Source organism: Enterobacter sp. ECC-175 (assembly GCF_043968675.1).
Classification (GTDB): Bacteria; Pseudomonadota; Gammaproteobacteria; order Enterobacterales; family Enterobacteriaceae; genus Enterobacter.
On the sequence record NZ_CP143776.1, the window covers coordinates 1,799,326 to 1,825,759 of the forward strand.

At 60.3% G+C, this 26,434-nt stretch carries 29 protein-coding genes and 1 pseudogene; 13 read left to right on the top strand and 17 right to left on the bottom strand.

Going from position 1 to position 26,434, the window contains the following annotated elements:
• Positions 1–30 precede the first annotated feature (30 nt).
• Genes fepC through fepD form a run of 3 tightly spaced genes read right to left on the bottom strand, consistent with a single transcriptional unit; the run spans position 31 to position 2,821 of the window.
• On the bottom strand, positions 31–831 hold the full coding sequence (gene fepC, locus V1599_RS08445; protein WP_395301345.1) for an iron-enterobactin ABC transporter ATP-binding protein: 801 nt from the start codon (positions 829–831) through the stop codon (positions 31–33).
• Positions 828–1,820 carry an iron-enterobactin ABC transporter permease gene (gene fepG, locus V1599_RS08450; RefSeq protein ID WP_395301346.1) on the bottom strand — a complete coding sequence of 331 codons (993 nt, stop codon included), beginning with the start codon at positions 1,818–1,820 and terminating at the stop codon, positions 828–830. Before fepG ends, fepC begins: the two co-directional genes overlap by 4 nt.
• Positions 1,817–2,821, bottom strand: a complete 1,005-nt coding sequence (gene fepD, locus V1599_RS08455) for a Fe(3+)-siderophore ABC transporter permease (protein WP_395301347.1) — start codon at positions 2,819–2,821, stop codon at positions 1,817–1,819. The genes fepG and fepD overlap by 4 nt, the downstream gene beginning before the upstream one ends.
• Before the next feature lie 108 nt (positions 2,822–2,929).
• On the opposite strand from fepD, the gene entS reads away from it, so the two are divergent.
• On the top strand, positions 2,930–4,177 hold the full coding sequence (gene entS, locus V1599_RS08460; RefSeq protein ID WP_395301348.1) for an enterobactin transporter EntS: 1,248 nt from the start codon (positions 2,930–2,932) through the stop codon (positions 4,175–4,177).
• A 34-nt stretch (positions 4,178–4,211) separates the two neighbouring features.
• On the opposite strand, the gene fepB is transcribed toward entS, so the two are convergent.
• Complete coding sequence (gene fepB, locus V1599_RS08465) at positions 4,212–5,171, bottom strand: Fe2+-enterobactin ABC transporter substrate-binding protein (protein WP_395301349.1); 960 nt, start codon at positions 5,169–5,171, stop codon at positions 4,212–4,214.
• A 188-nt stretch (positions 5,172–5,359) separates the two neighbouring features.
• On the opposite strand from fepB, the gene entC reads away from it, so the two are divergent.
• Genes entC through entH form a run of 5 tightly spaced genes read left to right on the top strand, consistent with a single transcriptional unit; the run spans position 5,360 to position 10,189 of the window.
• Positions 5,360–6,535 (top strand): isochorismate synthase EntC, encoded by a 1,176-nt coding sequence (entC, locus tag V1599_RS08470; RefSeq protein WP_395301350.1) that lies wholly within the window; start codon positions 5,360–5,362, stop codon positions 6,533–6,535.
• 9 nt (positions 6,536–6,544) lie between these two features.
• Positions 6,545–8,155 (top strand): (2,3-dihydroxybenzoyl)adenylate synthase EntE, encoded by a 1,611-nt coding sequence (entE, locus tag V1599_RS08475; protein ID WP_395301351.1) that lies wholly within the window; start codon positions 6,545–6,547, stop codon positions 8,153–8,155.
• 12 nt (positions 8,156–8,167) lie between these two features.
• Entirely contained in the window at positions 8,168–9,022 is an 855-nt protein-coding gene (locus V1599_RS08480) for an isochorismatase (protein WP_112012900.1), read from the top strand.
• Positions 9,019–9,774, top strand: a complete 756-nt coding sequence (entA, locus tag V1599_RS08485; protein WP_112012899.1) for a 2,3-dihydro-2,3-dihydroxybenzoate dehydrogenase EntA — start codon at positions 9,019–9,021, stop codon at positions 9,772–9,774. The genes V1599_RS08480 and entA overlap by 4 nt, the downstream gene beginning before the upstream one ends.
• Position 9,775: 1 nt before the next feature.
• Positions 9,776–10,189, top strand: coding sequence for a proofreading thioesterase EntH (gene entH, locus V1599_RS08490; RefSeq protein ID WP_395301352.1), 414 nt, complete (start codon positions 9,776–9,778; stop codon positions 10,187–10,189).
• A gap of 67 nt (positions 10,190–10,256) precedes the next feature.
• Here entH and V1599_RS08495 read toward each other — a convergent pair.
• Positions 10,257–10,394: pseudogene (locus V1599_RS08495) on the bottom strand (M20 family peptidase); the annotation flags it as partial.
• Positions 10,395–10,680: 286 nt separating this feature from the next.
• Here V1599_RS08495 and V1599_RS08500 point away from each other — a divergent pair.
• Both V1599_RS08500 and bamE read left to right on the top strand, forming a co-directional pair.
• On the top strand, positions 10,681–11,199 hold the full coding sequence (locus V1599_RS08500; RefSeq protein WP_395301353.1) for a hypothetical protein: 519 nt from the start codon (positions 10,681–10,683) through the stop codon (positions 11,197–11,199).
• Positions 11,180–11,557, top strand: a complete 378-nt coding sequence (gene bamE, locus V1599_RS08505; protein ID WP_395301354.1) for an outer membrane protein assembly factor BamE — start codon at positions 11,180–11,182, stop codon at positions 11,555–11,557. Before V1599_RS08500 ends, bamE begins: the two co-directional genes overlap by 20 nt.
• 141 nt (positions 11,558–11,698) lie before the next feature.
• Here the strand turns inward: bamE and V1599_RS08510 are convergent, their stop codons facing one another.
• From V1599_RS08510 to V1599_RS08520, 3 genes are read right to left on the bottom strand one after another with little or no spacing between them, the layout of a single operon-like run.
• On the bottom strand, positions 11,699–12,811 hold the full coding sequence (locus V1599_RS08510) for a M20 family metallopeptidase (RefSeq protein ID WP_395301355.1): 1,113 nt from the start codon (positions 12,809–12,811) through the stop codon (positions 11,699–11,701).
• 13 nt (positions 12,812–12,824) lie between these two features.
• Positions 12,825–13,289, bottom strand: a complete 465-nt coding sequence (locus V1599_RS08515) for a YjiG family protein (protein WP_032638769.1) — start codon at positions 13,287–13,289, stop codon at positions 12,825–12,827.
• A complete protein-coding gene (locus tag V1599_RS08520) occupies positions 13,286–13,999 on the bottom strand; it encodes a nucleoside recognition domain-containing protein (protein WP_395301356.1) in 714 nt (237 codons plus the stop codon). The genes V1599_RS08515 and V1599_RS08520 overlap by 4 nt, the downstream gene beginning before the upstream one ends.
• A gap of 279 nt (positions 14,000–14,278) precedes the next feature.
• Here V1599_RS08520 and cstA point away from each other — a divergent pair, with 279 nt between their 5' ends.
• Together cstA and V1599_RS08530 are read left to right on the top strand one after the other, a co-directional pair.
• Complete coding sequence (gene cstA, locus V1599_RS08525) at positions 14,279–16,384, top strand: pyruvate/proton symporter CstA (RefSeq protein WP_112011558.1); 2,106 nt, start codon at positions 14,279–14,281, stop codon at positions 16,382–16,384.
• Between the two features lie 91 nt (positions 16,385–16,475).
• Entirely contained in the window at positions 16,476–16,673 is a 198-nt protein-coding gene (locus tag V1599_RS08530) for a YbdD/YjiX family protein (protein WP_112011557.1), read from the top strand.
• On the opposite strand, the gene V1599_RS08535 is transcribed toward V1599_RS08530, so the two are convergent.
• The 4 genes from V1599_RS08535 to mtnK all read right to left on the bottom strand — a co-directional run bounded on the left by V1599_RS08535 (position 16,670) and on the right by mtnK (position 19,648).
• Positions 16,670–17,074: a helix-turn-helix domain-containing protein gene (locus tag V1599_RS08535; protein ID WP_112011568.1), complete on the bottom strand. Its 405-nt coding sequence runs from the start codon at positions 17,072–17,074 to the stop codon at positions 16,670–16,672. The genes V1599_RS08530 and V1599_RS08535 overlap by 4 nt on opposite strands.
• Positions 17,055–17,351: a type II toxin-antitoxin system RelE/ParE family toxin gene (locus V1599_RS08540; protein WP_395301357.1), complete on the bottom strand. Its 297-nt coding sequence runs from the start codon at positions 17,349–17,351 to the stop codon at positions 17,055–17,057. Before V1599_RS08540 ends, V1599_RS08535 begins: the two co-directional genes overlap by 20 nt.
• A gap of 182 nt (positions 17,352–17,533) precedes the next feature.
• Positions 17,534–18,277: an SDR family NAD(P)-dependent oxidoreductase gene (locus V1599_RS08545; RefSeq protein WP_395301358.1), complete on the bottom strand. Its 744-nt coding sequence runs from the start codon at positions 18,275–18,277 to the stop codon at positions 17,534–17,536.
• A gap of 171 nt (positions 18,278–18,448) precedes the next feature.
• Positions 18,449–19,648 (bottom strand): S-methyl-5-thioribose kinase, encoded by a 1,200-nt coding sequence (gene mtnK, locus V1599_RS08550; RefSeq protein ID WP_395301359.1) that lies wholly within the window; start codon positions 19,646–19,648, stop codon positions 18,449–18,451.
• A gap of 106 nt (positions 19,649–19,754) precedes the next feature.
• Between mtnK and mtnA the strand changes: the two genes are divergently transcribed.
• Positions 19,755–20,771, top strand: a complete 1,017-nt coding sequence (gene mtnA, locus V1599_RS08555; RefSeq protein ID WP_395301360.1) for an S-methyl-5-thioribose-1-phosphate isomerase — start codon at positions 19,755–19,757, stop codon at positions 20,769–20,771.
• Positions 20,772–20,814: 43 nt separating this feature from the next.
• Complete coding sequence (locus V1599_RS08560; RefSeq protein ID WP_395301361.1) at positions 20,815–21,285, top strand: SRPBCC family protein; 471 nt, start codon at positions 20,815–20,817, stop codon at positions 21,283–21,285.
• A 96-nt stretch (positions 21,286–21,381) separates the two neighbouring features.
• On the opposite strand, the gene V1599_RS08565 is transcribed toward V1599_RS08560, so the two are convergent.
• Genes V1599_RS08565 through V1599_RS08575 form a run of 3 tightly spaced genes read right to left on the bottom strand, consistent with a single transcriptional unit; the run spans position 21,382 to position 23,221 of the window.
• Complete coding sequence (locus tag V1599_RS08565) at positions 21,382–21,924, bottom strand: 1,2-dihydroxy-3-keto-5-methylthiopentene dioxygenase (protein WP_395301362.1); 543 nt, start codon at positions 21,922–21,924, stop codon at positions 21,382–21,384.
• Positions 21,921–22,610 carry an acireductone synthase gene (mtnC, locus tag V1599_RS08570; protein WP_395301363.1) on the bottom strand — a complete coding sequence of 230 codons (690 nt, stop codon included), beginning with the start codon at positions 22,608–22,610 and terminating at the stop codon, positions 21,921–21,923. The genes V1599_RS08565 and mtnC overlap by 4 nt, the downstream gene beginning before the upstream one ends.
• On the bottom strand, positions 22,607–23,221 hold the full coding sequence (locus tag V1599_RS08575) for a methylthioribulose 1-phosphate dehydratase (protein WP_395301364.1): 615 nt from the start codon (positions 23,219–23,221) through the stop codon (positions 22,607–22,609). The genes mtnC and V1599_RS08575 overlap by 4 nt, the downstream gene beginning before the upstream one ends.
• Positions 23,222–23,343: 122 nt before the next feature.
• On the opposite strand from V1599_RS08575, the gene V1599_RS08580 reads away from it, so the two are divergent.
• The gene (locus V1599_RS08580; RefSeq protein WP_112011549.1) at positions 23,344–24,504 is read left to right on the top strand and encodes a pyridoxal phosphate-dependent aminotransferase; all 1,161 of its coding nucleotides are present in this window, start codon (positions 23,344–23,346) and stop codon (positions 24,502–24,504) included.
• On the opposite strand, the gene V1599_RS08585 is transcribed toward V1599_RS08580, so the two are convergent.
• Together V1599_RS08585 and V1599_RS08590 are read right to left on the bottom strand one after the other, a co-directional pair.
• Positions 24,505–25,131 (bottom strand): ParB/RepB/Spo0J family partition protein, encoded by a 627-nt coding sequence (locus V1599_RS08585; protein ID WP_112011548.1) that lies wholly within the window; start codon positions 25,129–25,131, stop codon positions 24,505–24,507.
• A complete protein-coding gene (locus V1599_RS08590) occupies positions 25,116–26,339 on the bottom strand; it encodes a phosphoadenosine phosphosulfate reductase (protein ID WP_395301365.1) in 1,224 nt (407 codons plus the stop codon). Before V1599_RS08590 ends, V1599_RS08585 begins: the two co-directional genes overlap by 16 nt.
• Positions 26,340–26,434 lie beyond the last annotated feature (95 nt).

Below are 26,434 nucleotides of genomic sequence, written 5' to 3' on the forward strand. Positions count from 1 at the left end.
GGGAAAGGGTCAGGGTGAAGGGGGAGGGCATCAAACCGCACGTTTACCCAACGGCACCACCAGCGGCGTGCCCGCCACCGGATCGTCAATAATCATGCAGCGCATGCCGTAGATCCGCTCGATCAGCTCTGGCGTTACTATCTCCTTCGGCGCGCCCTGCGCTACGATCTCGCCGTCGCGCAGCGCAATCAGGTGCGTGGCGTAGCGGCACGCCTGGTTTAAATCGTGCAGCACCGCCGCCAGAGTATAGCCCTGCGTGCGGTTCAGCTCGCTCAGCAGCTCAAGCAGATCGATCTGATGGCTGATGTCCAGCCAGGTCGTCGGCTCGTCCAGCAGCATGATCGACGTTTCCTGCGCCAGCACCATCGCAATCCACGCCCGCTGCCGCTGCCCGCCGGAAAGCGTGTCCACGCTCTGCAACGCAAGGTCGGTTATCCCCGTCGCCTGCATCGCGCGGGTGACCGCCGCGTCGTCCTCTTTGCGCCAGCGGGTGAACAGCGGCTGGTGCGGATAGCGCCCGCGGGAGACCAGCTCCTGCACCGTAATGTCCCCCGGCGTGGTGGCGTTTTGCGCCAGCAGCCCGATGCGCCGCGCCACCTCTTTGCTGGCAAAGCGCTGGATCTGCTCTCCGTCGAGGAACACGCTGCCCTCGGTTGGCGTCATCAGGCGGCTGAGGGTGCGCAAGAGGGTTGATTTGCCGCAGCCGTTCGGGCCGATAATCGCCGTAAAGTGGCCGTCCGGAATGGAAACGCTCAGGTCGCGGGCAATGATTTTTTTGCCGTAGCCGAGGGTTAAGCTTTCGCCGCGCAAGCGGGTTGTTGAATCGGTCATTTCCTGCGTGACTCCTGAACGAGCAAGACGATGAGGTAAATCCCGCCGAGGCTGACGGTCACTACGCCCACCGGAAGTTGATAAGGCATAAACAGACGCTGGGCGCAGAGATCGGCGGCCAGCAGCAGCAATGAGCCGCACAGCGCCGCCTGCATTAAGCCCCAGCGCGCCGTGCCGCTGACCCGCCGCGCGATGTGCGGGGCCACCAGCGCAATAAACGAGATCGGCCCGGCAATCGCCGTGGCGGCGGCGGTGAGCAACACGGCCACCAGCATCAGCATCAGCCGCGAGCGCTCGACGCTCACGCCCAGCGCGCAGGCGCTGTCGTCGCCCATCTCCAGCAGGCGCATGCGGCGCACCAGCAGCAGCGCGCCGATAAACATCAGCATTATCAGCGGCGCGGCGGGCCAAACCTTGCCCCACGTCAGCCCGTTGAGCGAACCGGCGTACCACAGCCCGGCCGAGACCGCCGTCTCCAGCGAGGCCTGCAGCAGGAGCCAGGTGTTGAACGCCATCAGCATGGCGCGCACGCCGATGCCGATAATGATCAGGCGGAAGGTGTCGATGCCGTTGCGCCAGGCCAGCGCCCAGATGACCAGCGAGGTTAAAATTCCGCCCGCCATCGCCGTCACGGTGATGGCCGTCAGGTGCTGGCCAAACAGCACCATCGCCACCAGTACGCCGCTCCACGCTCCGGTGTTAAGGCCCATGACGTCCGGGCTGCCGAGGGGATTACGCATCAGCGACTGGAAGATCGCGCCGCTGACGCCGAGCGCCGCGCCGACCAGAATCGCCATCGCCACGCGCGGCAGCCGCCACTCGGTCACGACGAGGGTGATGTTGCGCGGCGCATGGCCGACCAGCGCGCTAAAGACCTGGGTAAAATCGAGCGTCACCGCACCGCTGCGCAGGCTCCAGACGGCCAGCAGCAGAATGGCGAGAGCCAGCAGGGCGACGCTGGTGATTAAACGACGAGACGGGCCCATCATGCGCCACCTCCGCGCCTGCGTCGTACAAGGAAGATCAGCACCGGCGCGCCGATAAAGGCGCTTACCACCGACACGCGCAGCTCGCCCGGCACCAGCAGGCGGCCCAGCACGTCGGCAAACAGCAGCAGGGCAGGGGTCGCGAGCAGCGTGACGGGGAGCGACCAGCGGTGATCCGCCCCGACAAGCCAGCGCGCCATGTGCGGCATCATCAGGCCGATAAAGGCAATCGGGCCGACGACAGCGGTGGCGCTGCCGCACAGCACGGTAATTGCCAGCAGGCCAATGAGCTGCGTGCGCGCCACGCGGTTGCCGAGCGCGGTGGCGGTGTCGCTGCCCAGGCTCAGGCTGTTGAGCGCCCGGCTTAAGCACAGCGCGACGGCGGCGGCGAGGCTTACCGGGATGACGACGACTTTGAGGGTTTCAAGGGTGCGAATATCCAGCGATCCCGCCTGCCAGAAGCGCAGCCGATCGTAGACGTCCGGGTTGAGCAGGGCGATGCCGTTGGTCATGCCTTCCAGCACCGCGGCCAGCGCCACGCCTGCCAGCGTCAGGCGCACCGGGCTAAGCTGCCCGCCGCCCTGGCTGCCGGTAAAGGCCACCAGCAGCGACGCCGCCAGCGCGCCGCAAAACGCCATCGCCAGCTGTTCGGTGGGCGACGAAAAGCCAAACAGCGCCGCGCCGAGAACAATGGCAAAGCTGGCCCCGGAGTTCACGCCCAAAATGCCGGGGTCCGCGAGCGGGTTACGCGTAAGGGTTTGCATCAGCGCCCCGGCAAGGCCGAGCGCGCCGCCGGCCAGAAGCCCGGCAAGGGTGCGGGGAAGACGCGCGTCCAGCACGATGGTGCAGTCGGCGCTGCTGCAGGTGCCGGAGAGCGCGTCGAAAATAACGGAAGCGGGTAGCGGCTTCGCGCCGACCAGCAGGCTGAGTGCAATCGCAAGAATTAGCAGCAGCAATAAAACGGGCACGGCAAGGGCGCGCACCGCCGAAGAGGAAAACGACATAGCAACATCCATGATTTGATAATGATAGTGATTATCGTTATCTATCTTATTTGGCTATGTTAGCATGTGCGCCCATGGAATGGGTAGAAATAGACTCAAGGCTTTGTCATGAATCAAAAATCCTGGCTGCTTAACCTCAGCCTGCTCAAAACGCATCCGGCGTATCGCGCCGTTTTTATCGCCCGCTTTATCTCCATTTTGTCCCTCGGCCTGCTCGGCGTGGCCGTGCCGGTGCAGATCCAGGCGATGACGCACTCCAGCTGGCTGGTGGGGCTTTCCGTAACCCTAACCGGCGGAGCGATGTTTATCGGCCTGATGGTCGGCGGCGTGCTGGCGGACCGCTACGAGCGTAAGACGCTTATCCTGCTGGCGCGCGGGACCTGCGGCGTCGGGTTTGTCGGGCTGTGCCTGAACGCCCTGCTGCCGGAGCCGTCGCTGGTAGCGATTTATGCGCTCGGCCTGTGGGACGGCTTTTTTGCCTCGCTCGGCGTCACGGCGCTGCTGGCGGCGACGCCCGCGCTGGTCGGGCGCGAAAACCTGATGCAGGCGGGGGCGATTACGATGCTCACCGTGCGCCTCGGCTCGGTGATTTCGCCGATGGTCGGCGGGCTATTGCTGGCGACCGGCAGCGTGGCGTGGAACTACGGGCTGGCGGCGGCGGGGACGTTTATCACCACGCTGACGCTGCTGCGCCTGCCGCGGCTGCCGCCTCCGCCGCAGCCGCGCGAGCATCCGCTGACGGCGCTGATGGCGGCGATTCGCTTTCTCTTCAGCAACCCGCTCATCGGCGGCAATGCGCTGATCGGCGGCCTGCTGACGATGGCGAGCGCGGTGCGCGTGCTGTACCCGGCGCTGGCGGGCGAGTGGCGGATGAGCGCCTCGGAGATCGGCATTCTGTATGCGGCTATTCCGCTGGGGGCCGCGTTCGGCGCGCTGACCAGCGGCAACCTGGCGCAGAGCGCGCGCCCGGGGCTGATTATGCTGGCGTCGACGCTGGCGTCGTTTATCGCCATCGGCTTCTTTAGCCTGATGCCCGTCTGGGCGCTGGGCGTGATGTGCCTGGTGATTTTCGGCTGGCTGAGCGCCGTGAGTTCGCTGCTCCAGTACACCCTGATTCAAACCCAGACGCCGGAAGGCATGCTGGGGCGCATCAACGGCCTGTGGACCGCGCAGAACGTGACGGGGGATGCCATTGGCGCGGCGATCCTCGGCGGGCTGGGAGCCGTGATGACGCCGGTGGCCTCGGCCAGCAGCAGCGGGTTTGTCCTGGCGATTATTGGCATGATTTTACTGGTGACGCTGGCGGAATTGCGCCGGTTCAGGCAGGAGATTGTGTTGAACGACGGTACGGCCTGATGCCCTCTCCCGCAGGGAGAGGGAGGGATAATGCCTACTTAAACAACGTATTCAATCTGTGTAATACCAGCATCGCGCTGTAATAATCCAGGCGGAACGTCTCCGTGCCCAATGCCCAGACGCGTTTGTTCCGCACGGACGGCAGGTGCGCCAGCAGCGGGTTGGCGTAAATCGCCGCGACGTCCTTCTCGTCTCCGGCAAACAGAAACAGCCCTTCGCCGTTCAGGCCCGTTGCCAGGTTTTCCCCGCCCAGCTGGATGATATCGTGGCGTTTGCCCTGGCTTGTCGAGGTATGCAGCCCGGCTGGCAGCTCTGCCAGCGTGAGGCCGAGCTGGTGTAGAAGCTGGCCCTGCGCGGACTCGGCGGTCCACAGGTTCGCGCTGTGCGCGGCGGCGGTGTAGACGATGGCGTTCACCGGCTGCGGCGGCATCTTCATCTGCTTTTTCACCTGCGCCAGCTGCGTATCAAACTCTGCTACGCGCGCGCTGGCCTGCTTCTCGTGCCCGGTTATCGCGCCGAGCTGCGTCAGCAGATCCTGCCAGCTTTTATCATCGTAGTTAATCACCAGCGTCGGGGCGATGGCCGAAAGCTGATCGTACAGCGCCAGTGCGGAATCCCCTCCGGTGGCGCTGATCAAAATGAGGTCCGGCATCTGGGCCGCCACCGCTTCGGCGCTGGGCTCGCCGATGTACAGCCGCGCAACGTTACGCTGCTTCGCAATCTCTCCCCACTGGCGCAGGAAGCCCTGCGCATCCGCCACGCGGTTGTTGGGCGCGGTGGCGCCGCTGGCAACAACCGGCGCGTCAATTGCCAGCAGGGAGCCGGTCAGCGTCACGCTGGTGGAGACAATGCGCGTCGGTTTGCTTTCAAGCGTGTGGACGCCGCGGGCGTTGGTGACCTCCCGAGGCCAGTCGGCGGCGGTAGCTGCGTTAAGTCCTAAAACAAAAAGCCCGGTGAAAAGAAGGGCGTTTCGGCAAAGCGCGGAGAATTTCACGGCACGTGATCCTGTTTTTATTGAGGTTAATGCTTCTCATTTTCATCACTCCGCCGCCGCGATGCAAGCGATAGTCGCACAAGTTGCGCGCTCGGCGGTTGACAGTGAGGCGGTGTGGGATTAGGTTAGCGGTCGAAAATATAAATGATAATCATTATTGCTACTTTTATCATTTTAAGGAGGATGATATGGTTACGTCATTGGCTGAGGACATCCAGCACACCGCGACCACGCTGCAATCGGACAGCTTTTTCTTTATGTCGCCTTACCGCAGTTTTACCACGTCAGGCTGCTTTGCCCGCTTTTCTGAACCCGCCCTTGGCGGCGACGATCCGGCCGGGCGCTTCCAGCAAAAGCTCGCTCAGGCTTTCCAGAACGCAAAGGCCAGCGGCATTTCTCACCCGATTTTGGTGGGCGCTATTCCGTTCGATACCCGCAAGCCGTCTTCCCTGTTTATTCCCAAACAGTGGCAAACCTTCTCGCGCCCGGCGCGCCAGCAGTCCGCGCGCTATTTTTCCGGCGCGCAGGCGCTCAGGGTTGCGCAGCGCACCGAGATCCCGCCACAGCCCGAATTTGAAGAGATGGTGGCCCGCGCGGCGGCGCTGACCGCCACGCCGCAGGTGAACAAAGTGGTGCTGTCGCGCCTGATTGATATCGCCACCGACGCAAACATTGATGCCGGAGCCCTGCTGGAGCGCCTGATCGCCCAGAATCCGGCGAGCTATAACTTCCACGTACCGCTGGAAGACGGCGGCGTGCTGCTCGGCGCAAGCCCGGAGCTGCTGCTGCGCAAAGAGGGGACGCATTTTAGCTCGCTGCCGCTGGCGGGCTCCGCGCGACGCCAGCCGGACGACGTGCTCGACCGCGAGGCGGGCCACAGGCTGCTGGCGTCGGAAAAAGATCGCCACGAGCACGACCTGGTGACCCAGGCGATGAAGGCCGTCCTTGCCCCGCGCAGCCGCCACCTCAGCATGCCTGCTTCACCGCAGCTGATCGCCACGCCGACGCTGTGGCACCTGGCCACGCCGGTGGAGGGTGACGCGCGCGACGGCGAAAACGCGCTGACGCTGGCCTGCCTGCTGCACCCGACGCCCGCGCTGAGCGGCTTCCCGCATCAGGCGGCAAAAGAGCTCATTGCCGAGCTGGAGCCGTTCGATCGCGAGCTGTTCGGCGGCATCGTCGGCTGGTGCGACAGCGAGGGCAACGGCGAGTGGGTGGTCACTATCCGCTGCGCGCGCCTGCGCGAAAACCGGGTTCGCCTGTTTGCGGGGGCGGGCATTGTTCCGGCCTCTTCTCCGATCGGCGAATGGCGGGAAACCGGCGTAAAACTCTCCACCATGCTGAACGTTTTTGGCCTGCACTGAGGGATCCCCATGACTATTCCGTTTACCCGCTGGCCCGAGGATTTTGCCCGCCGCTACCGCGAAAAAGGCTACTGGCAGGATCTGCCGTTAACCCACATTCTGACCGATAAAGCGGACAGCGACGCGGTGGCGATTATCGACGGTGAGCGCCAGCTAACCTACCGCCAGTTTCATCAGGCGGCGAACAGCCTTGCCGCCGCGCTGCAGGCGCAGGGCATCAAGCGCGGCGAGACCGCGCTGGTCCAGCTTGGCAACGTGGCCGAGTTCTACATCACCTTCTTTGCGCTGCTGCAAATCGGCGTCGCGCCGGTCAACGCGCTCTTTAGCCATCAGAGCAGCGAGCTGAACGCCTACGCCGCGCAGATCAAGCCCGCCGTGCTGATTGCCGATCGCGATCACGCGCTGTTTGCTGGGGATGATTTCCTGAATGGCTTTGTGGATGAACACCGCTCGGTGCGCGCGGTGCTGCTGCGCGGGGATAACGGCGAACGCGCGCTGGAAGCGGCGATTGCCCGCCGCGCTGACGGCTTTATCCCGACCCCGACGCCCGCCGATGAGGTTGCGTTCTTTCAGCTCTCCGGGGGCAGCACCGGCACGCCGAAGCTGATCCCGCGCACGCATAACGACTACGACTACAGCATCCGCCGCAGCAACGAAATCTGCGGCATCACTGCCGAAACCCGCTACCTGAACGCGCTGCCCGCGGCGCATAACTACGCCATGAGCTCGCCGGGTTCGCTGGGCATTTTCACCGCGGGCGGCCGCGTGGTGCTGGCGAACGATCCGAGCGCCACGCTCTGCTTCCCGCTGATTGAAAAACATCAGATTACCGTCACCTCGCTGGTGCCGCCTGCGGTTAGCCTGTGGCTGCAGGCGATCGCCGACGGCGCGGGCAACGCGCAGCTTGCGTCCCTGACGCTGCTCCAGGTCGGCGGCGCGCGGCTGTCCGCCACCCTCGCCGCACGCATTCCGGCAGAGATCGGCTGTCAGCTTCAGCAGGTGTTCGGCATGGCGGAAGGGCTGGTGAACTACACCGCCCTCGACGACGCGCCGGAGCGAATTATCAATACCCAGGGCCGCCCGATGTGCCCGGACGACGAGGTGTGGGTCGCCGACGAGAACGGCAATCCGCTGCCGCGCGGGCAGGTGGGGCGCCTGATGACGCGCGGGCCGTACACCTTCCGCGGCTATTTCAACAGCCCGGAGCACAACGCCAGCGCCTTTGACGCCGACGGCTTTTACTGTTCTGGCGATCTGATATCCATCGACGAGCAGGGCTACATCACCGTGCAGGGGCGCGAGAAGGATCAGATCAACCGCGGCGGGGAGAAGATCGCCGCCGAAGAGATCGAGAACCTGCTGCTGCGCCACGAGGCGGTGATCCACGCCGCGCTGGTCAGCATGGACGATGCCCTGCTGGGCGAGAAAAGCTGCGCGTATCTGGTGGTGAAGCAGCCGCTGCGCGCGGTCGAGGTGCGTCGCTTCCTGCGCGAGCAGGGCGTTGCCGAATTTAAGCTGCCGGACCGCGTGGAGAGCGTCGACGCGCTTCCGCTCACGCCGGTTGGCAAAGTCGATAAGAAACAGCTGCGCCTGTGGCTCGCGGAACGCGCACAGGGCTGAGGAAAAAAGAGTATGGCTATCCCAAAATTAACCGCATACGCGCTGCCAGCGGCGGCAGAGCTGCCGACCAACAAGGTGAACTGGGCGTTTGAGCCCGAGCGCGCGGCGCTGCTGATCCACGATATGCAGGAATACTTCCTGAACTTCTGGGGCGAAAACAGCCCGATGATGGCGCAGGTAGTGGCGAACATCGCGAAGCTTCGCGCGTACTGCAAAGAACACAACATTCCGGTCTACTACACCGCCCAGCCGAAAGCGCAGAGCGATGAAGATCGCGCGCTGCTGAACGACATGTGGGGGCCGGGGCTGACCCGCTCGCCGGAGCAGCAGCGCATCGTTGCCGAGCTTGCGCCCGACGAGGCGGATACCGTATTGGTGAAGTGGCGCTACAGCGCGTTCCACCGCTCGCCGCTGGAGCAGATGCTGAAAGAGACCGGCCGCAACCAGCTGCTGATTACAGGCGTCTATGCGCACATCGGCTGCATGACCACCGCCACCGACGCCTTTATGCGCGACATCAAGCCGTTCTTTATTGCCGACGCGCTGGCGGATTTCACCCGCGACGAGCACCTGATGTCGCTCAAGTATGTGGCCGGGCGTTCTGGCCGCGTGGTGATGACCGACGAGCTGCTGCCGTCCGTACCGGCGTCGAAAGCCGCGCTGCGCGAGGCGGTGCTGCCGCTGCTGGACGAATCCGACGAGCCGATGGACGATGAAAATCTGATCGACTACGGCCTGGACTCGGTGCGCATGATGGCGCTGGCCGCGCGCTGGCGCAAAGTGCACGGCGATATCGATTTCGTGATGCTGGCAAAAAATCCAACAATCGACGCCTGGTGGGCGCTGCTCTCCCGCGAGGTGAAGTGATGGCGTTTGATTTTACCGGCAAAAACGTGTGGGTCACGGGGGCCGGAAAAGGCATCGGGTACGCGACCGCGCGGGCGTTTAGCGAGGCGGGCGCGCGGGTGACCGGGTTCGACCTGGCCTTCCCGCTGGACGATTACCCGTTCGCAACCGAAACGCTGAACGTGGCGGACGCCGTGCAGGTCCGCGACGTTTGCGGGCGCCTGCTTGGCCGCGTCGAGCGCCTGGACGTGCTGGTCAACGCGGCGGGCATTCTGCGCATGGGGGCGACGGAGCAGCTTACGCAGGAGGACTGGCAGCAGACCTTTGCGGTCAACGTTGGCGGCGCGTTTAACCTCTTCCAGCAGACGATGGGCCAGTTTCGCCGCCAGCAGGGCGGGGCGATCGTTACCGTGGCGTCCGACGCGGCGCACACCCCGCGCATCGGCATGAGCGCCTACGGCGCGTCGAAGGCTGCGCTCAAAAGCCTGGCGCTGACCGTCGGGCTGGAGCTGGCGGGCAGCGGCGTGCGCTGTAACCTGGTATCGCCGGGCTCAACGGACACCGACATGCAGCGCACCCTGTGGACCCGCGACGACGCGGAACAGCAGCGCATTCGCGGCTTTGGCGAGCAGTTCAAGCTCGGCATTCCGCTCGGCAAAATCGCCCGTCCGCAGGAGATTGCCAGCACCGTGCTGTTCCTCGCGTCGGACGCCGCCAGCCATATTACCCTGCAGGATATCGTCGTGGACGGCGGCTCCACGCTGGGGGCGTAAGATGATCTGGAAACGGCATTTATCCCTTGAGGAGCTCAACGCCACCAGCCTGAACACGATGGTGGCGCATCTCGGCATCGTTTATACCCGCATCGGCGACGAGACGCTGGAAGCGGAGATGCCGGTGGACGCGCGCACCCATCAGCCGTTTGGCCTGCTGCACGGCGGCGCCTCCGCGGCGCTCGCGGAAACGCTGGGGTCAATGGCCGGTTTTCTGATGACGCGCGACGGGCAAAGCGTGGTAGGCACCGAACTGAACGCCACGCACCACCGGGCGGTGTCGCAGGGAAAAGTGCGCGGCGTGTGTCAGCCGCTGCATCTGGGGCGTACCAGCCAGAGCTGGGAGATTGTGGTGTTCGACGAGCAGGGCAGGCGGTGCTGTACCTGTCGGTTAAGTACGATGGTGCTGGGGTAGTTTTGTGCGGCCTATTGCCCTCACCCTAACCCTCTCCCGCGGGGAGAGGGAACGGTATGGTGCAAAATTAAAGCATAGAGACTACGCGTTTAAGTAATCGAATCCTCGGTTCAATCGACGCCTTATCCAGCCACTCCGCCGGGCTGTGGAAGCCCGCGCCAATCGGCCCTAAGCCATCGAGGGTCGGAATGCCGAGTACAGTATGTGCCAGCCGCTACATCTGGGGCGTACCAGCCAGCGCCAGGATATTGTGACGTTCGACGAGCAGGAAAGGTGGTGCTATACCTGCTGGTTGAGCACGGTGCTGCTGGGGTTGGCCCTATATGAGAATAACTCGCTATAGATGAATCATAGTGAGTTGAAATGCTTTTCATGCTGATGGATTTGTGAGCAAAATTTTCCTAAAATACATCCCGAACATACAATATCGATAGCCAAGAAGACTCGTTATGATTATCCTGCGCGCAGGAATTATATGAAGGGAATTTTCAATGAAATCGATAGGGTATATTACAGGATTGTTTTCTGTAACCATAATATTATCTGGGTGTGCAACTTATTGGGGGAAGGTTCCTTATATTTCTCCGCCAGAATCAGAGGAAAATACGGCTAATGTGAGGATGATTGGTAACCCGCCTGGGTTTACTATTAGTCAGTTTGGTAATAAGCCTGGAGCGGTTGATTACACCAGCTTAGTAATTTTAAGACCAACTCATGACATGGGGTTTCCTAAGGTAAGTAACGATCCTGAGCGTTATAAAGAAACATATTATGATGCCAAAGTTTATGCGGGGACGCCAACGCGGGTTGGATTTAAATATTATTATGGTTGTAGCGATGTGGGGCACACCTTTATTCCTCAAAAAGGAGAAACATATGAGTTTAGGCTCTCGATAACTGATAAAACAGGCTATTGCGTCTTGTATGCCACGCATTTGAAGTATGATGATGTTAATCAGATTTATCTCGACGAAAAAATAAAAAGTTACAATGGTTATAAATACAAATAAAATTATGTTGAAAAAAATATCGCTAATTATCCTGGGTTTTTTTGTAATTTGCACTCTAAATGGATGTGTTGGTAATATCGATCGCACTCAAGAAGGAAATGTTAGTAAGTATTCTAAAGAGGAATTACTTAAAAAATTAGTTCCTGGGAAAACGACGAAAAAGGATGTCTTATTAATTCTTGGAGCACCTACTACCCCAGCAAATTATAATGATGAAAATCGATGGCTATATTTTTCAAAAACAAAGGGGATGGCGATTTATGCTGTTGTTCCTGTAAGTTATAACAATTCTTTAATGCTGATTTTAAACTTTGATGAGAAGAAAACACTCATTAGCCGTGAGTATAAGAAATTATAGCTATGTATAAGTACATTGTCCCTCAATACCTTTACCTTATGCCGGTATTTTTGTAGGGGAAGAGTAATAATTTAACATGTAAAGTATTTACCGTTGTTTGTTAAATGATCACCGGGCCATGTTAAGGCCCGGTGAGATTTATTACAGCATCGACACAATCCGTTTTAGCAACCGAATCCGCGGTTCAATCGACGCCTTATCCAGCCACTCCGCCGGGCTGTGGAAGCCCGCGCCAATCGGCCCTAAGCCGTCGAGGGTCGGAATGCCGAGCGCGGCGGTGTGGTTAGCGTCGCTGCCGCCGCCGACCGCCTGCCAGGTGATGGCGATCCCTTCTTCTTTACCCGCCTGCTCGACGAGCTGCATCAGCTGCTGCGTGGCTTCACTCGCCGCCATTGCCGGCTTGTGGTTGACGCGCGTCAGCGAGGTGGTTACGCCCTCTAAAAAGCCTTTTTCGCACAGCGCGCCCAGCGCCTGATTCACCCGCTCGTATTCGTCGTTCTCCCAGAAGCGCACGTCGAGCTCGGCAAAGGCGCTGTCCGCCACCACGTTGGCCGCGCTGCCGCCGCGGATGACCCCGACGTTCAGCGTGGTTCCGCGATCCCAGTCGGTCAGCGCGTTAATGGCGGTCACGGCGTGCGCCAGCGCGGTAATCGCCGAGCGGCCTTTTTCCGGATCGTTGCCCGCGTGCGCCGCCACGCCGCTGAAGGTGAGGTGGTAGCCCGCCATGCCTTTACGCGCTTTGACCAGCGAGCCGTCGGCGCGCGCCGCTTCGCACACCAGCACGCGGCGCGAGCGCTTAGCCAGCTCGCCGATCCACGCGTGGGAGTAAACCGATCCGGTCTCTTCGTCCGGGTTCATCGCGACCGCAATCGCCAGCCGATCCTTATCGGCGGCGTCCAGCTCGCGCATCGCCCACAGGATGTTCAGCAGCCCGCTTTTCATATCGGACACGCCGGGGCCGTACAGGCGGGTAGCGTCTTCGCTCATGGGTCGTTCGGCCACGGTGCCGGGGGCAAATACGGTATCAAGATGGCCAACCAGCAGCACGTCGAACCGCTCGGCCTTTGGCCTGTTGCTGACGAACACGCCGGGGCCAACCTTCTCGCCCAAATCGATCTGCTCGGCGTGCCAGCCCTCGCGCTGCCAGAGCGCCTGCATGATGCCCGCCACGGTGGCAACGCCGTCGATGGTCTGGGTGCCGCAGTCCACGTTCACCAGGGTTTTAAGCTCTTCAATATAGTGGTCAAGATTCATGGTTACGTCCTGTTCAGAGAATAATGCGCATCAGCAGCATGGCTAAGAAAGCGTTGATCACCGAAAGGGCGATCATCAGCGGAATGCGTTTGGCGCGGGTGCCGATCACGCCGAGGATGCGGCCCAGGTACTGCACCTGCGAGCCCATCAGGTAGATCGCAGGGGCGAGAATGGCTAAGTGTTCCCCGGTCAGAATGCCTTTATCAAACAGGCCAATCGCCACGCCGATGCCGCCGCCCATCGACATCCAGCCGCCAATCAGCACGGCGGCCGCTTCGCCCGGCAGGCCAAACAGCCCCATCAGCGGCGCGAAGATCATGCCGAGCCCTTTCAGCGCGCCGGTGATTTCCAGCGCCTTGATGATGATAAACGCCATCACCACGTTGGGCAGGGTGCTGCTGGTGGCGATGCCCCAGCCCTTACGTGCGCCCTCAACGAAGACATCGGTAATAACGGGGTTCGATTGTGGCGCACTCATGCGGCTTCTCCTTGCTTCACGGCGGCGGATTTTCCAGTAAACGTCAGGATCAGGCGCAGCAGGTTTGCGCCAACGATTTTCATAATAAACATCACGGCGATGCAGCCGCCTATTGAGGCCGGAACCGCCGCGGTGCCGTCAGCGGCGACGAGGGTAAAGAGGATCGCCCCCGACGAGAAGAAGTTGGTGATCATCGCGCCAGCCGAAAACTGGAACATGGCGAAGACGTCTTTTTCCGTTTCGCTAATCTGCCCTTCGTCGGCCAGGTTGCGCGTGAGCGACGCGCCAACGTCGGTGCTTTGCAGGCTGCCGATCAGCGCCAGGCCGGCGGTGCCGGGAATGCCCAGCAGCGGGCGCAGCAGCGGGGTTAATAGCTTGCGCGCCGCACGCAGCGCGCCGTAGTGCTCCAGCACGTTGATCATGCCGAGCGCAAACATAACCGCCGGGATCAGCCCGAGCGCGAACAGAAATCCGTCCATTGCGCCGCTGCCGCCCGCGCCGCGAAAGGCGCTGGTTGCGGTGGTTAACGCGCCGTCGTCGAGGCTGGCCTTGCTGACCACCTTGCCGAACGCGCCGTTGAGGGTGGTGAAATCAAACACGCCGTACCACTCTTTTCCGCCCAGCAGGCCGGAGAAGAAAACGGCAGCAAAAGCCAGCGCAAAGTACGCGCCGGGCCCGACCTTATACTCCTGAGGTTCTGAACTTTTCATATCCTTTTCCTTGTAAATGCGCGGGTGCGCAGGCTCATTCTGGCGATGTTTTGCCCAAAAAAGATGATGCAAATCATTTCGTAACGGCGTCACGGGATGAAAAAGACAAAAATGTGACCGGCGACGGCGCGGGGGAAGAGCGAAAGTGATCGGCTTAACACTGTGGTGTAAATGTCTGGTTTGACCACGCATTATTGCGTTTCAAGGTTGTTAAATTTTAGCGGTTGTTCTAGAAACAAAATGTAACATCTCACTGTTCCACTACAACGGACAACAACTATGAACAACTCAGGGAAATACCTTTTATGGGCAGGGCTCTCCGTTGTGGGAGCCTTTGCCTTGGGCTATATCGCCCTTAACCGGGGCGAACAGATTAACGCACTGTGGATTGTGGTCGCCTCGGTCTGTATTTATCTGATCGCGTATCGTTTTTACGGCCGCTATATCGCGAAGAACGTCCTGGGCGTTGACGCGACGCGCATGACGCCTGCCGTGCGCCATAACGACGGGCTGGACTACGTGCCGACGGATAAAAAAGTGCTGTTCGGTCACCATTTTGCGGCCATCGCCGGCGCGGGCCCGCTGGTGGGGCCGGTGCTGGCGGCGCAGATGGGGTATCTGCCGGGGATGATCTGGATCCTGGCGGGCGTAGTGCTGGCGGGGGCGGTGCAGGACTTTATGGTGCTGTTCGTCTCCACCCGCCGCGACGGGCGTTCTCTCGGCGAGCTGGTGAAAGAGGAGATGGGGGCGACCGCGGGCGTGATCGCGCTGGTGGCGACCTTTATGATCATGGTGATCATCCTCGCGGTGCTGGCGATGATCGTCGTGAAAGCGCTGACCCACAGCCCGTGGGGTACCTACACCGTGGCCTTTACCATTCCGCTGGCGCTGTTTATGGGGATCTACATTCGCTATCTGCGCCCGGGCCGCATTGGCGAAGTGTCCGTCATCGGCCTGGTCTTCCTGGTGTTCGCGATCATCTCCGGCGGCTGGGTAGCGGAAAGTCCGACCTGGGCGCCGTGGTTTGACTTTACCGGCGTACAGCTGACGTGGATGCTGGTGGGCTACGGCTTCGTCGCCGCCGTACTGCCCGTGTGGCTGCTGCTGGCCCCGCGTGACTACCTCTCGACCTTCCTGAAAATCGGCACTATCGTCGGGCTGGCGATCGGCATTCTGATTATGCGCCCGACCCTGACCATGCCCGCGCTGACCAAGTTCATTGACGGCACCGGCCCGGTCTGGACCGGCAACCTGTTCCCGTTCCTGTTTATCACCATTGCCTGCGGGGCGGTCTCCGGCTTCCACGCGCTGATTGCCTCGGGCACCACGCCGAAGATGCTGGCGAATGAAAATCAGGCCTGCCTGATCGGCTACGGCGGCATGCTGATGGAGTCCTTCGTGGCGATTATGGCGCTGGTCTCCGCCTGCATTATCGACCCGGGCGTCTACTTCGCGATGAACAGCCCGATGGCGGTGCTGGCGCCTGCCGGAACCGTTGACGTGGTGGCATCTGCCGCGCAGGTGGTGAGCGGCTGGGGCTTTGCCATTACCCCTGAAACGCTAACGCACATTGCGAACGAAGTGGGCGAGCAGTCGATCATCTCCCGCGCGGGCGGCGCGCCGACGCTGGCGGTGGGGATGGCCTACATTCTGCACGGCGCGCTCGGCGGGCTGATGGACGTGTCGTTCTGGTATCACTTCGCCATCCTGTTTGAAGCGCTGTTCATCCTGACGGCGGTGGACGCGGGCACGCGCGCGGCGCGCTTTATGCTCCAGGATCTGCTGGGGGTAATTTCGCCCAACCTCAAGCGCACCGATTCGCTTCCGGCGAACCTGCTGGCGACGGCGCTGTGCGTGCTGGCGTGGGGCTACTTCCTGCATCAGGGCGTTGTTGACCCGCTGGGCGGCATTAACACCCTGTGGCCGCTGTTCGGCATCGCCAACCAGATGCTGGCGGGCATGGCGCTGATGCTCTGCGCGGTGGTGCTGTTCAAGATGAAGCGCCAGCGCTACGCGTGGGTGGCGCTGGTGCCAACCGCGTGGCTGCTGATCTGTACCCTGACCGCGGGCTGGCAAAAGGCGTTTAGCCCGGATAACAAGGTCGGCTTCCTGGCAATTGCCAACAAGTTCCAGGCGATGATCGACAGCGGCAAGATCCCGGCGCAGTACACCGAATCCCAGCTGTCGCAGCTGGTGTTCAACAACCGTCTTGATGCCGGGTTAACCATCTTCTTTATGGTGGTGGTTGTGGTGCTGGCGTTGTATTCTCTGAAGACCGCGCTGGCGGCGTTGAAAGTCGACAAACCGACGGCGAAAGAGACGCCGTATGAGCCGATGCCGGAAAACCTGAACGAGATTGTGACCCAGGCCAAAGGGGCGCATTAACATAACCAAACCCCTCATCCCAGTGTTATAAGTTCCCTCTCCCCTTTGGGGAGAGGGGTAGGGTTAGGGGGACACAAACGAGAAACGACCTATGTTCGACACCCTTTCCAAAGCAGGTAAATACCTGGGACAGGCCGCCAAAATGATGATCGGCGTGCCGGACTACGACAACTACGTCGAGCATATGCGCGTTACCCACCCGGACCAGACGCCGATGACCTACGAAGAATTTTTCCGCGAACGCCAGGAGGCGCGCTACGGCGGCAAGGGCGGCGCGAAGTGCTGTTAACCCTCTTTCGGTAAATAGAGGCTGATTTGCTCCTGCTTACAGCCGTAAATGGCCGCCAGCTTTTCGCGGGTGCGCTTTTGCGGGCGGGAGTCGAGGGCTTCAAGCTGCGACACGGCGGACTGGGTGATGCCGAGTTTCTCCGCGACCTCCTGCTGTGATAACCCGCAATGGATACGCCACGCGGCCTGCAGGCTGACGTTCTGCCAGGTCATAATGCTGCACACCTCACCTGGCAATTCAACGTCATCCAGACTATCGTGTTCGACCTCAATATCCTCCAGATCGTCGTCAGTTTCGTCGTCGATCTCAGCCATCTGCAAGCACATGCGGAAGTATTCGTGATAAGGAATAACCACGTACTGCGTTTTTCCGTTATCGTCCTTAATTAGCTGAACAGCCATAGGTGGCTTTCTCCTCGTGCAGGTAAGTTGTTGATGTTCTGCGCTTGACGGCCAGAACATAACAATGGTCATCGGGATCGTCCCGAAGCGTATAGACGATTCGGTAATCGCCTACGCGTAACCGGAAATGATTTTCTGTCGTCGATATTTTTTTGATATCGGGCCGGGGAGCCGAGCGGTCATCCAGCTCGGTAAGCTTTACCTCAATGCGGCGCTGATACCGCTCGTCAATTTTGGAAAAAGCCTTTTTTGCACCATTAGACCAGACAATCTTCATCCGTACCTCCACTGTACGCCCACATAAAATATAAGGAAATAATAAGACTATTAGATAAATTCCGAATTTCTTATGTTCACTGTAGGGCGGGCAGCGCGCGGGAGAAAGCGGCAAAACGCAAACCGTCGAGGCGGCTCGAAAACGCCTCTGCCGGGCGGCAGAGGCGTGCAGAAAATATGCGATCAGGCGTTCAAACCGCCGTCCACGTCCAGCCCCGTGCCGGAGATCTGCCCGGCGGCCGGGCTGGCAAGAAACGTGACTGCCGCCGCGATGTCTTCCGGCTGGCCGTAATGGCCGACGGCAATCATCTGGCGCTGCGCGTCGGCCTGTTCACCGTCTTCCGGGTTCATATCGCTGTTCGTCGGGCCGGGATGCACGAGATTGACCGTGATGCCGCGCGGCCCGAGGTCTCGCGCCAGCCCGCGGGTGAGGGAGTTGAGCGCCGATTTGGTCATCGAATAGACGGCAATACCCGGCATCGCCACGCGGTTTGCCAGACAGCTGCCGATGTTGATGATTCGCCCGCCGTCCGAAAGGTGAACGAGCGCCGCCTGGGTGGCGATCACCACGCCGCGGATGTTGACGTTGATCAGCGCGTCGATGTCAGCCAGCGTCATGGTCTCCAGCGGGCCGCCGCGCGCGATCCCGGCGTTGTTGACCAGAATGTCCAGCCCGCCGAGGGAGCGCGCCGCATGGGTTACGGCATCCTGAATCGCCTGGGCGCTGGCGCTGTCGGCCTGAATGGCCTCGCCGTGCCGCCCCAACGCTTTTATTTCTTCGGCGACCGCCTGCGCCTTATCGGCAGATTTTTCATACGTAATGACCACGTCGGCCCCGGCCTTTACCAGCGAAAGGGCAATGGCGCGGCCCAGCCCGCGGCTGGCACCGGTAACCAGCGCTTTCTTACCTGTTAAATCGATCTGCATGATGACCTCGTGTTGGGAAGGGGGAGAATCATCATTAGGTATAGACGGTCGGCGCGATTAACGGGGGAAGGATTCCACTTTCTCAAACGCGGCGCGCAGGACGTTGGGGGGGAGTGCTGCCTGAACCCCTCACTCTTGCCCTCTCCCAGGGGGGCTGAGGGAGTAAAGCACTCAGCTGTACTGCCGCACCCGCGCCACCAGCTCTTCTACGCTATCGATGCGATCGGCAATCATAATCAGCGCTCTGCCGAGCGTAACGGCGTGGCGCAGGCACTCATGGCGCATTGCTTCGTCCTGAATGGTGTCGATGTCGGCCACGTGCGATAGCCCGACGCTGCGGCGGATCAGCTCGGTACCGCAAAAGCCAACGGCGTCCGTCCACGCTTTTTTCAGAAACGCGGAGGCATAGCCCGGCGCGGCGAGCGCGGCGTCGCGCGTTTTTTCGCTTGCCAGCGCCTGGAAGCGTTCGGCAAAAGCGTGCCAAAGCTCCTGGATGTCGGTCAGGCGCTGCTCGCGGGCGGCGGCGGCATCGCGGATGCCGAGGTGTCCCGGCAGGCCGCAGAAGTTCAGCAGCAGGTTGCCGATGGCGGTGCCGATATCAAAGCCAATCGGACCGAAGTAGCCGAACTCGGCGTCGATGGCCTTCAGGCTGTCTTCCGCCACGAAGATCGACCCGCTGTGAATATCGCCGTGCAGCAGCGCTTCGGCCTGTGAGAAGAAGCGATGCTTCAGGGAGGCTACCGCAACCTTCAGCTGCGCGTCGTCGCGCAGGGCGGCTACGTCGTTTTCCAGCTCGGCCGGGTAGCTGTTGCGCGCGTGGATCTGATACGGATCGTTGAAGAACAGATCCTCGGTGATCTCGCACATCTCCGGGTTGATGAACTGCGCCACCTGCGCCTTTTTCTCGTGCGGGTGCAGATAAAAGTCGCTGGTGTGGAACAGCGCGTGGGCAAGATATTCACCCAGCTGGCGAGCGGCCTGCGGGTAATAGACATTCTTAATCAGCTCGCCGCGCCAGATGCGGTGGCTGGAGAGATCTTCCATCACCATCGCCGCCAGGTCCGGGTCAAAGTGGTGGATTTTCACCGTGTGCTGCGGACTGTGCCGATAGTGCTCGACCAGCGTTTGCGCCTCAAGCCGCGCGCGGTCCAGCGTCAGCGGCCAGGATTCGCCGACGCAGCGCACGTAGGGCAGCGCCTGCTTGACGATCGCGCGGCTGGCGCCTGCGCTGTCGAAAATCTTGAATACCAGATTGAGGTTGCCGTCGCCCACCTCCTGCGCCTCCACCAGCGATGATGGGTTATCAACGCCGCCGAACTGCCTGGCATACTCCACGGCGTCCTGGGCGGTAAAGGTACGGTATTGCGACATGGCCTGCTCCTCGCGCGTTTTGCTAATTAAAGACATGTAGACGTCTATACATCTGGATTTCATCCTGACACAATGTGCTACAACAACGCAACAGAGAATTAACGACATGCAGACATTACAGACGACCAGCCTGCGGGTGGCGGATAATCAGCTCTTTATTCTCGATCAGCAGGCGCTTCCGCAGGAGAAACGCTGGCTGGACGCCTCCAGCGTCGAGGCGCTGGTGGGCCATATTCACGCCCTGCGCGTGCGCGGCGCGCCGCTGATTGGCCTCTCCGCAAGCCTGCTGCTGGCGCTGATGGCGGAAAACGGCGACAGCCGCGACGCGCTGGCGGCGGCGCTGGAAACGCTGCGCGCCTCGCGCCCGACGGCGGTGAACCTGATGAACAATCTCGACCGCATGAAGCAGGCGCTGTGGCAGGAAGAGTATGTTCCGGCCCTGGTGGCCGAAGCGCTGCGCCTGATTGAGGAAGACAGACAGCTTTGCGACGCGATTGCGAAAGCGGGTAGCGCGCTGGTGAAGCCCGGCAGCCGCCTGTTGACCCACTGTAATACCGGCGGGCTGGCGACCGCGGGCGTCGGAACGGCGCTGGGCGTGATTGCTCGCGCGCATCATGAGGGTAACGTTAGCAACGTCTGGGTGGATGAAACCCGTCCGCTCTTGCAGGGCGGCAGGCTGACCGCGTGGGAGCTGGGCGAGCTGGGCGTGCCGTATCGGCTCATCACCGACTCTATGGCCGCCAGCCTGATGGCAAAAGGGCAGGTAGACGCCGTGTGGGTCGGGGCCGATCGCATCGCCGCCAACGGCGACGTGGCGAACAAAATTGGCACCTATTCCCTGGCGGTGCTGGCGAAATTCCACGGTATTCCGTTCTACGTTGCCGCGCCGCAGACCACGCTTGACCCTGGCTGCCCGAACGGCGAGGCGATCCCGATTGAGCAGCGCGCCGCCGGTGAGGTGACGGGCGTGGCCGGAAGCTTTGGCGCGGTGCAGTGGGCGCCGGAAAACGCGCGGGTTTACAACCCGGCGTTCGACGTGACGCCAGCGGCGCTGATAAGCGGATGGGTCCTTGATACGGGCGTGGTCACGCCTGAAGAGGTGGCGTCGGGAAAATTTGCCTGACCCGGGCTATCCTTTCAGAGGGTTCCTTTTCGAGGACAGTATCGTGACGCTTGATCCTGAAACAGACTTAAAACTGGAGCGCGTGGTGGACGCCCCGCGCGACCTGCTGTGGCTCTGCTGGACTACGCCGGAGCACATAAAAAACTTCTTTATTCCCGCTCCCCATAAGGTGACCGAATGCGATCTCGACCTGCGCGTCGGCGGGCGTTTCAACACCGTATTTGAGGTGGACGGCCAGCGGATGGACAACCGGGGCGTATTTCTGGAGATTGACCCGGGTAAAAAGCTGGTATTCACCGACGGCTATACCGAAGGCTGGAAGCCTGCCGAAAAACCGTTTATGACCGCGATCCTGCTGCTGGAAGACGTCGGGGAGGGGAAAACGCGCTACACGGCGATTGCGCGTCATGCGACGAAGGAAATCCGCGAGCAGCACGAGCAGATGGGCTTCCACGAAGGGTGGGGGATTGTGCTGGATCAGCTGGTGGGGTATATGAAGGGGCTGGAGCGTTGAAGCTCCAGCGGCCTGATGCCCTCACCCCGACCCTCTCCCACAGGGAGAGGGAGCAAACACTAAAAACGGCAGCTATAGCTGCCGTTTTGCTTTTACCTATGCCAGCTTTGGATACGCATCCGCGATCGCATCACCGGTAAACTGCGCGATCCATCCTTCGGGGTTATCGAAGATGCGAATGGCGGTAAAGTTCGGCTCGGAGCCCATATCAAACCAGTGCGGCGTGCCGGCGGGCACCGAAATCAGGTCGTTCTTCTCGCACAGAACCTGGTACACCTCATCGCCAATGTGCAGGCAGAACAGCCCCGCACCTTCCACGAAGAAACGCACTTCGTCTTCGCCGTGGGTGTGTTCGTTCAGGAACTTCGCGCGCAGCGCTTCTTTCTGCGGGTTATCGGCGCGCAGGCTAATGACGTCCCAGCTTTGATAGCCTTTCTCCGCGACTAGCCTGTCGATCGCGTGCTGATAGGCGTCGATCACCGTCTCCGGCGCGGGATCGCGGCCTAAATCACGATCCGCCGCCCAGCGCTCGAAGCGCACGCCTCTGGCGTTAAGCTTTTGGGCGATTTCATCGGCGTCGGTGCTGTGCCACTGGGGCTGGCTGGCGTCTTTGTCGGAATAGAGGGTCAATGCGCTCATGAAGGGATCTGCTCCGGATTAATCTCGTCAAACTGGTGGACCTGGTGATGATGGCTTGCGCCGTCGTCGTCACCGCGAATCAGCTGCAGGGTGCGAAAGCCGGCCTGCTCGGCGGCGTCCAGCTCCTGGTGAATGTCGGACAAGAACAGGATCTGCGACGGGGCAATGCCCGTTTGCGCCGCGATGTTCTGATAGGACTGCACCTCGCGCTTGGCGCCGATGCGCGTATCAAAATAGCCGCTGAACAGATGAGTAATATCACCTTCGTCGCTGTAGCCAAATAGCAGTTTCTGCGCGGCAACGGAACCGGAGGAATAAACATAGAGATCAATACCCTGCGACTTCCATTTTTCCAGCGCGGGCAGGACGTCCGGGTAGAGGTGGCCGGTAAAGTCGCCGTTGACGTAGCCGTCGTGCCAGATGATGCCCTGCAGCGCCTTCAGCGCCGTGGATTTTCGGTCTTCATCCATAAACGCAAACAGCGCGTCGATAAGCTCACCCGTGGAGGCGTTCGGATTGCTGATTTCATCGCGCAGGTTGTCCAGAATTGATTTGACCGGCTCGGCGTACTGCTGGGCGGTGACAAACGCCGCCAGACGCGCGCGCGCGTAGGGGAACAAAACGTTATGGACAAAACGAATATCGCTGGTGGTCCCTTCAATATCCGTCACAATCGCGCGAATCATACTCTCTCCAGTTGTCGTAAACGCATCTCGCATTCGAATAAAAACTCTAATCCTTCCAGGTGACGGCGGGCTTCAGCCACGTCGCGCCCCCAGCAGGTTAAGCCATGGCCGCGCAGAAGAAAACCATAATTAAACGGGCGCGCCTGCGCGGAGCGGGCGATTCGGGCGGCGAGGGCGTCGATGTCCTGGTCGTTGTCAAAGACCGGGATAGCCACCGTATCCCGATGCGTGGTCTGCCCGGCGAGGGATTTTTGCATCTCAAAGCCGCTGAGGTGGAGTTCATCCTCTTTCACCAGCCTGGAGAGCACCGTGGCGTTAACCGTGTGAACGTGCAGCACGGCGTTGGCCTCCGGGAATAGGCGATAGATCAGGGTATGCAGCCCGGTTTCTGCCGACGGCCTGCGGCCGGACGGCGCGCGGTTGGTGGCGATCTCGACCTGGAGAAAATCGTCGGTCGTCAGGCTGCCCTTGTCCTTGCCGGATTCGCTAAGCCAGCACAGGCGCGCGTCCTGACGTATCGACATATTTCCGCCCGTGGCGGGCGCCCAGCCTTTGGCGCCGATCCAGCGGCAGGCGTCGACCAGATGTGCAAGCTGCAGGTTGTCCGTCATTTTCCTTTACCCTCCCGGCCAGGAATATTTATATCGTTTAGACGTCTAAGCGTCTTGATTGCCAAAGAGTAACATCGTGTTATAGTGGCAGCAACATAAGTATTACAAACAGGCGCAGCGCAATGAGCAACAACCCATTGATTCCAAAAAGTAAGCTTCCTGATTTAGGCACAACCATCTTTACCCGGATGAGCGCGCTGGCTCAGCAGCATAACGCCATCAATCTTTCGCAGGGGTTCCCGGATTTTGATGGTCCATCCTATCTGCAGGAGCGCCTGGCGCATCACGTGGCGCAGGGCGCAAACCAGTATGCGCCGATGACCGGCGTGCAGGCGCTGCGGGAAGCGATTGCCGATAAAACCGCGGAACTTTACGGCCACAGGCCGGATGCAAACAGCGACATCACGGTGACGGCGGGGGCAACAGAAGCGCTGTATGCCGCGATTACCGCGCTGGTGCGAAGCGGTGATGAGGTCATTTGCTTTGACCCGAGCTATGACAGCTACGCGCCTGCGGTAGAACTTTCCGGCGGCGTAGTGAAACGCATCGCGCTTCAGCCGCCGCATTTCCGCCCGGACTGGCAGGCGTTTGCCGCGCAGCTGAGCGACAAAACCCGTCTTGTCATTCTGAACACGCCGCACAACCCGTCCGCCACGGTGTGGCAGAAAGCGGACTTCGCCGCGCTATGGCAGGCGATTGCCGAGCGCGAGATCTATGTCCTGAGCGATGAGGTGTATGAGCACATCTGTTTTGCAAAGGAAGGGCATGCCAGCGTGCTGGCACATCCGCAGCTTCGCGAGCGCGCCGTCGCCGTCTCATCCTTTGGCAAAACCTACCACATGACCGGCTGGAAGGTGGGCTACTGCGTTGCACCTTCGGCCATCAGCGCGGAGCTGCGAAAGGTGCATCAGTATTTAACCTTTGCGGTGAACACGCCGGCGCAGCTGGCGCTGGCGGATATGCTGCGCGCGCAGCCGGAGCATTATCGCGAGCTGCCGGATTTTTACCGCGCGCGCAGGGATCGCTTCGTTAGTGCATTAAGCCAGAGCCGCCTTGAGATTTTGCCGTGCGAAGGCACCTACTTCCTGCTGGCCGACTACAGCGCCATTTCCGATCTGGACGACGTGAGCTTTTGCCAGTGGCTGACGAAAGAGGTTGGGGTTGCGGCGATCCCGCTGTCGGTATTCTGCGCCGATCCCTTCCCGCACAGGCTGATTCGCCTGTGCTTCGCGAAGCAGGAATCGACGCTTCTCGCGGCGGCAGAGCGCCTGAATACGCTCTGACTATTTTACCGTCCAGGCCTGTGAGTAGCGACGGTCTGCAAATAGCTCCAGCAGGCCGTTAATCTGCTTCAGGCGCAGCACTTCGTCGCTGTCCATGCCCAGCTCTTTTCCCACCCTCACATCGTCCCAGCCGAGCTGCACAAGTTCGCGCACAATCTCCGACATCGCGTGGATCTGGTGCCGTCCTCGGGCGCGGTTGTGGCGAATCGTCGCCGCCATGCGGTTGTATTTATCCTGACGGTCTTTTCGCAGGCAGGTAACGGGTAAATACCCCTTTAGCTGCCGTTTTAGCGTGGCTCTGTTTTTGCCAATTTCGTGGCGATGAAAGCCGTCGATAATTTCATAATGCTGCGCTTCGCTTTCCGTGACGACAATCGGCTGGGTGAAGCCGTCCAGCTCGAGGGATTTGCTCAATAATCGCTTTTCCGGCGGCGCGACGTTATTCGGGTTGTAGTCATTGGCGGTTATATCGTCCTGTTTGATCCACAGCACGCAGTCAACGGGCTGCTCGCGAAAAGGGCTGGTTTCATGTATCGCCTGACGAAAGGCGTTGATGGCGTCAATTCGCTGCGTTTCAGGAAGTGACTGAAGATATATTTTCATTTCGTCGATCAGTCGCTGTTGCATAATATATTCCATTCCTTACGTTTCAATTTAATCCGGTCGCTGTAGCGCTTGTAGTGTTTTGGCTTGTTGGGGCTAAAGGATAATGCCCGGCACCAGTAGTCGTTATTGAGAAGGACCTTGCAAATGCGTCGCCAGGAGGGAATGTCTTTTGAACCGATATCGCCGTCCTGGGTATCTGGAATATCGGGCATGCCTTTATTGATGTACCAGTGCAAATAAACGGCGATTTTATTGCGGTAATGTTCCGCCGTATTTTGCGGCATGCTGTCGAGCAGCAGCAGGGCATATTCTTTCCAGCTGAGGCTCTCGGGCTTGAGGATTTTGCGGTGCCCGTAGAAATGGTTATCCTGGCCTGCATAGATGCCGCCGCTTCGTGCGCCGCTGACGCGCTCGCACATGGCGGCCCAGCGATCGGGTTCAATGACGTGATAAAGCCACAGCCCCTGGCGCTGCTCTGGGCCAAACGGTTCACAGATGCGCATGTAGCGCGGAGGGACGCCCGCCTGAAACATCAGGTCATACAGCGGGTTATAGCTATTGCCGGTTTTGGCGAACCAGGTCCACAGATCGGCCGTTTTCCAGTCGTAGATGGGATAGAGATACCATGCGTGCCCGCCGGGTGCGACGGTCGTCCAGGGCTTATCGTCGGCAAACCGCTGCTTGCGCGCGTTGGCGATGGTCAAAAAGCGGTTATAGGACTCGTCCGCGCGAATGCCGATCATGACGGCGGCAGGGCGATTGCTGGCAAACCAGTCGGAAAATGAACGGACAAACTCCTCGAAGGTCATGCCCGGTTGATAGAAATCGAAATAGTCAGGGGAGGTAATAGCCTCCGCCGGAGGTTGGCGCACCCATTTTGCCCCCGGTTCCCAGCACTGCCATTCAGGCTGGTACTGGGAAAGGGCGTTTTGGGTGGTAAGCGGGAGCGCGACCCAGAAGAAGTTATCAATCACGTCCCGGTACGCTTCTCGCATGTTCATAACATGCTCGATGGTGCAGGAGAATTGTGCTTCCCAGTCGATGAAGAGGACGCTAATTTTTTTATTTCGTTTACGGGCTAATTGCGCCGTCAGGTGCAGCATAACGGTAGAATCTTTCCCCCCGGAAAAAGAGACGCAAACCCGGGGGAAATTTTCAAGGGACCACTCAATGCGCTCCTGCGAGGCTTCAAGTACGTTTTGAACGAGCGGGTATTTATAGAGTGACATATTCAATCTCTTCCTGAGTATGAATGTCCAAAATCAGATAGTTACCCGAGTCAATATGTAATAACAAACCCTCTACGGCAAGGTGAATTTTAGAA

Coding starts and splice junctions, on each gene's coding strand:
- fepC (WP_395301345.1), bottom strand. CDS start 831: ATGACCGATTCAACAACCCGCTTGCGCGGCGAAAGCTTAACCCTCGGC.
- fepG (WP_395301346.1), bottom strand. CDS start 1,820: ATGATGGGCCCGTCTCGTCGTTTAATCACCAGCGTCGCCCTGCTGGCT.
- fepD (WP_395301347.1), bottom strand. CDS start 2,821: ATGTCGTTTTCCTCTTCGGCGGTGCGCGCCCTTGCCGTGCCCGTTTTA.
- entS (WP_395301348.1), top strand. CDS start 2,930: ATGAATCAAAAATCCTGGCTGCTTAACCTCAGCCTGCTCAAAACGCAT.
- entC (WP_395301350.1), top strand. CDS start 5,360: ATGGTTACGTCATTGGCTGAGGACATCCAGCACACCGCGACCACGCTG.
- entE (WP_395301351.1), top strand. CDS start 6,545: ATGACTATTCCGTTTACCCGCTGGCCCGAGGATTTTGCCCGCCGCTAC.
- V1599_RS08480 (WP_112012900.1), top strand. CDS start 8,168: ATGGCTATCCCAAAATTAACCGCATACGCGCTGCCAGCGGCGGCAGAG.
- entH (WP_395301352.1), top strand. CDS start 9,776: ATGATCTGGAAACGGCATTTATCCCTTGAGGAGCTCAACGCCACCAGC.
- V1599_RS08500 (WP_395301353.1), top strand. CDS start 10,681: ATGAAATCGATAGGGTATATTACAGGATTGTTTTCTGTAACCATAATA.
- bamE (WP_395301354.1), top strand. CDS start 11,180: ATGGTTATAAATACAAATAAAATTATGTTGAAAAAAATATCGCTAATT.
- V1599_RS08510 (WP_395301355.1), bottom strand. CDS start 12,811: ATGAATCTTGACCACTATATTGAAGAGCTTAAAACCCTGGTGAACGTG.
- V1599_RS08515 (WP_032638769.1), bottom strand. CDS start 13,289: ATGAGTGCGCCACAATCGAACCCCGTTATTACCGATGTCTTCGTTGAG.
- V1599_RS08520 (WP_395301356.1), bottom strand. CDS start 13,999: ATGAAAAGTTCAGAACCTCAGGAGTATAAGGTCGGGCCCGGCGCGTAC.
- cstA (WP_112011558.1), top strand. CDS start 14,279: ATGAACAACTCAGGGAAATACCTTTTATGGGCAGGGCTCTCCGTTGTG.
- V1599_RS08530 (WP_112011557.1), top strand. CDS start 16,476: ATGTTCGACACCCTTTCCAAAGCAGGTAAATACCTGGGACAGGCCGCC.
- V1599_RS08535 (WP_112011568.1), bottom strand. CDS start 17,074: ATGGCTGTTCAGCTAATTAAGGACGATAACGGAAAAACGCAGTACGTG.
- V1599_RS08540 (WP_395301357.1), bottom strand. CDS start 17,351: ATGAAGATTGTCTGGTCTAATGGTGCAAAAAAGGCTTTTTCCAAAATT.
- V1599_RS08545 (WP_395301358.1), bottom strand. CDS start 18,277: ATGCAGATCGATTTAACAGGTAAGAAAGCGCTGGTTACCGGTGCCAGC.
- mtnK (WP_395301359.1), bottom strand. CDS start 19,648: ATGTCGCAATACCGTACCTTTACCGCCCAGGACGCCGTGGAGTATGCC.
- mtnA (WP_395301360.1), top strand. CDS start 19,755: ATGCAGACATTACAGACGACCAGCCTGCGGGTGGCGGATAATCAGCTC.
- V1599_RS08565 (WP_395301362.1), bottom strand. CDS start 21,924: ATGAGCGCATTGACCCTCTATTCCGACAAAGACGCCAGCCAGCCCCAG.
- mtnC (WP_395301363.1), bottom strand. CDS start 22,610: ATGATTCGCGCGATTGTGACGGATATTGAAGGGACCACCAGCGATATT.
- V1599_RS08575 (WP_395301364.1), bottom strand. CDS start 23,221: ATGACGGACAACCTGCAGCTTGCACATCTGGTCGACGCCTGCCGCTGG.
- V1599_RS08580 (WP_112011549.1), top strand. CDS start 23,344: ATGAGCAACAACCCATTGATTCCAAAAAGTAAGCTTCCTGATTTAGGC.
- V1599_RS08585 (WP_112011548.1), bottom strand. CDS start 25,131: ATGCAACAGCGACTGATCGACGAAATGAAAATATATCTTCAGTCACTT.
- V1599_RS08590 (WP_395301365.1), bottom strand. CDS start 26,339: ATGTCACTCTATAAATACCCGCTCGTTCAAAACGTACTTGAAGCCTCG.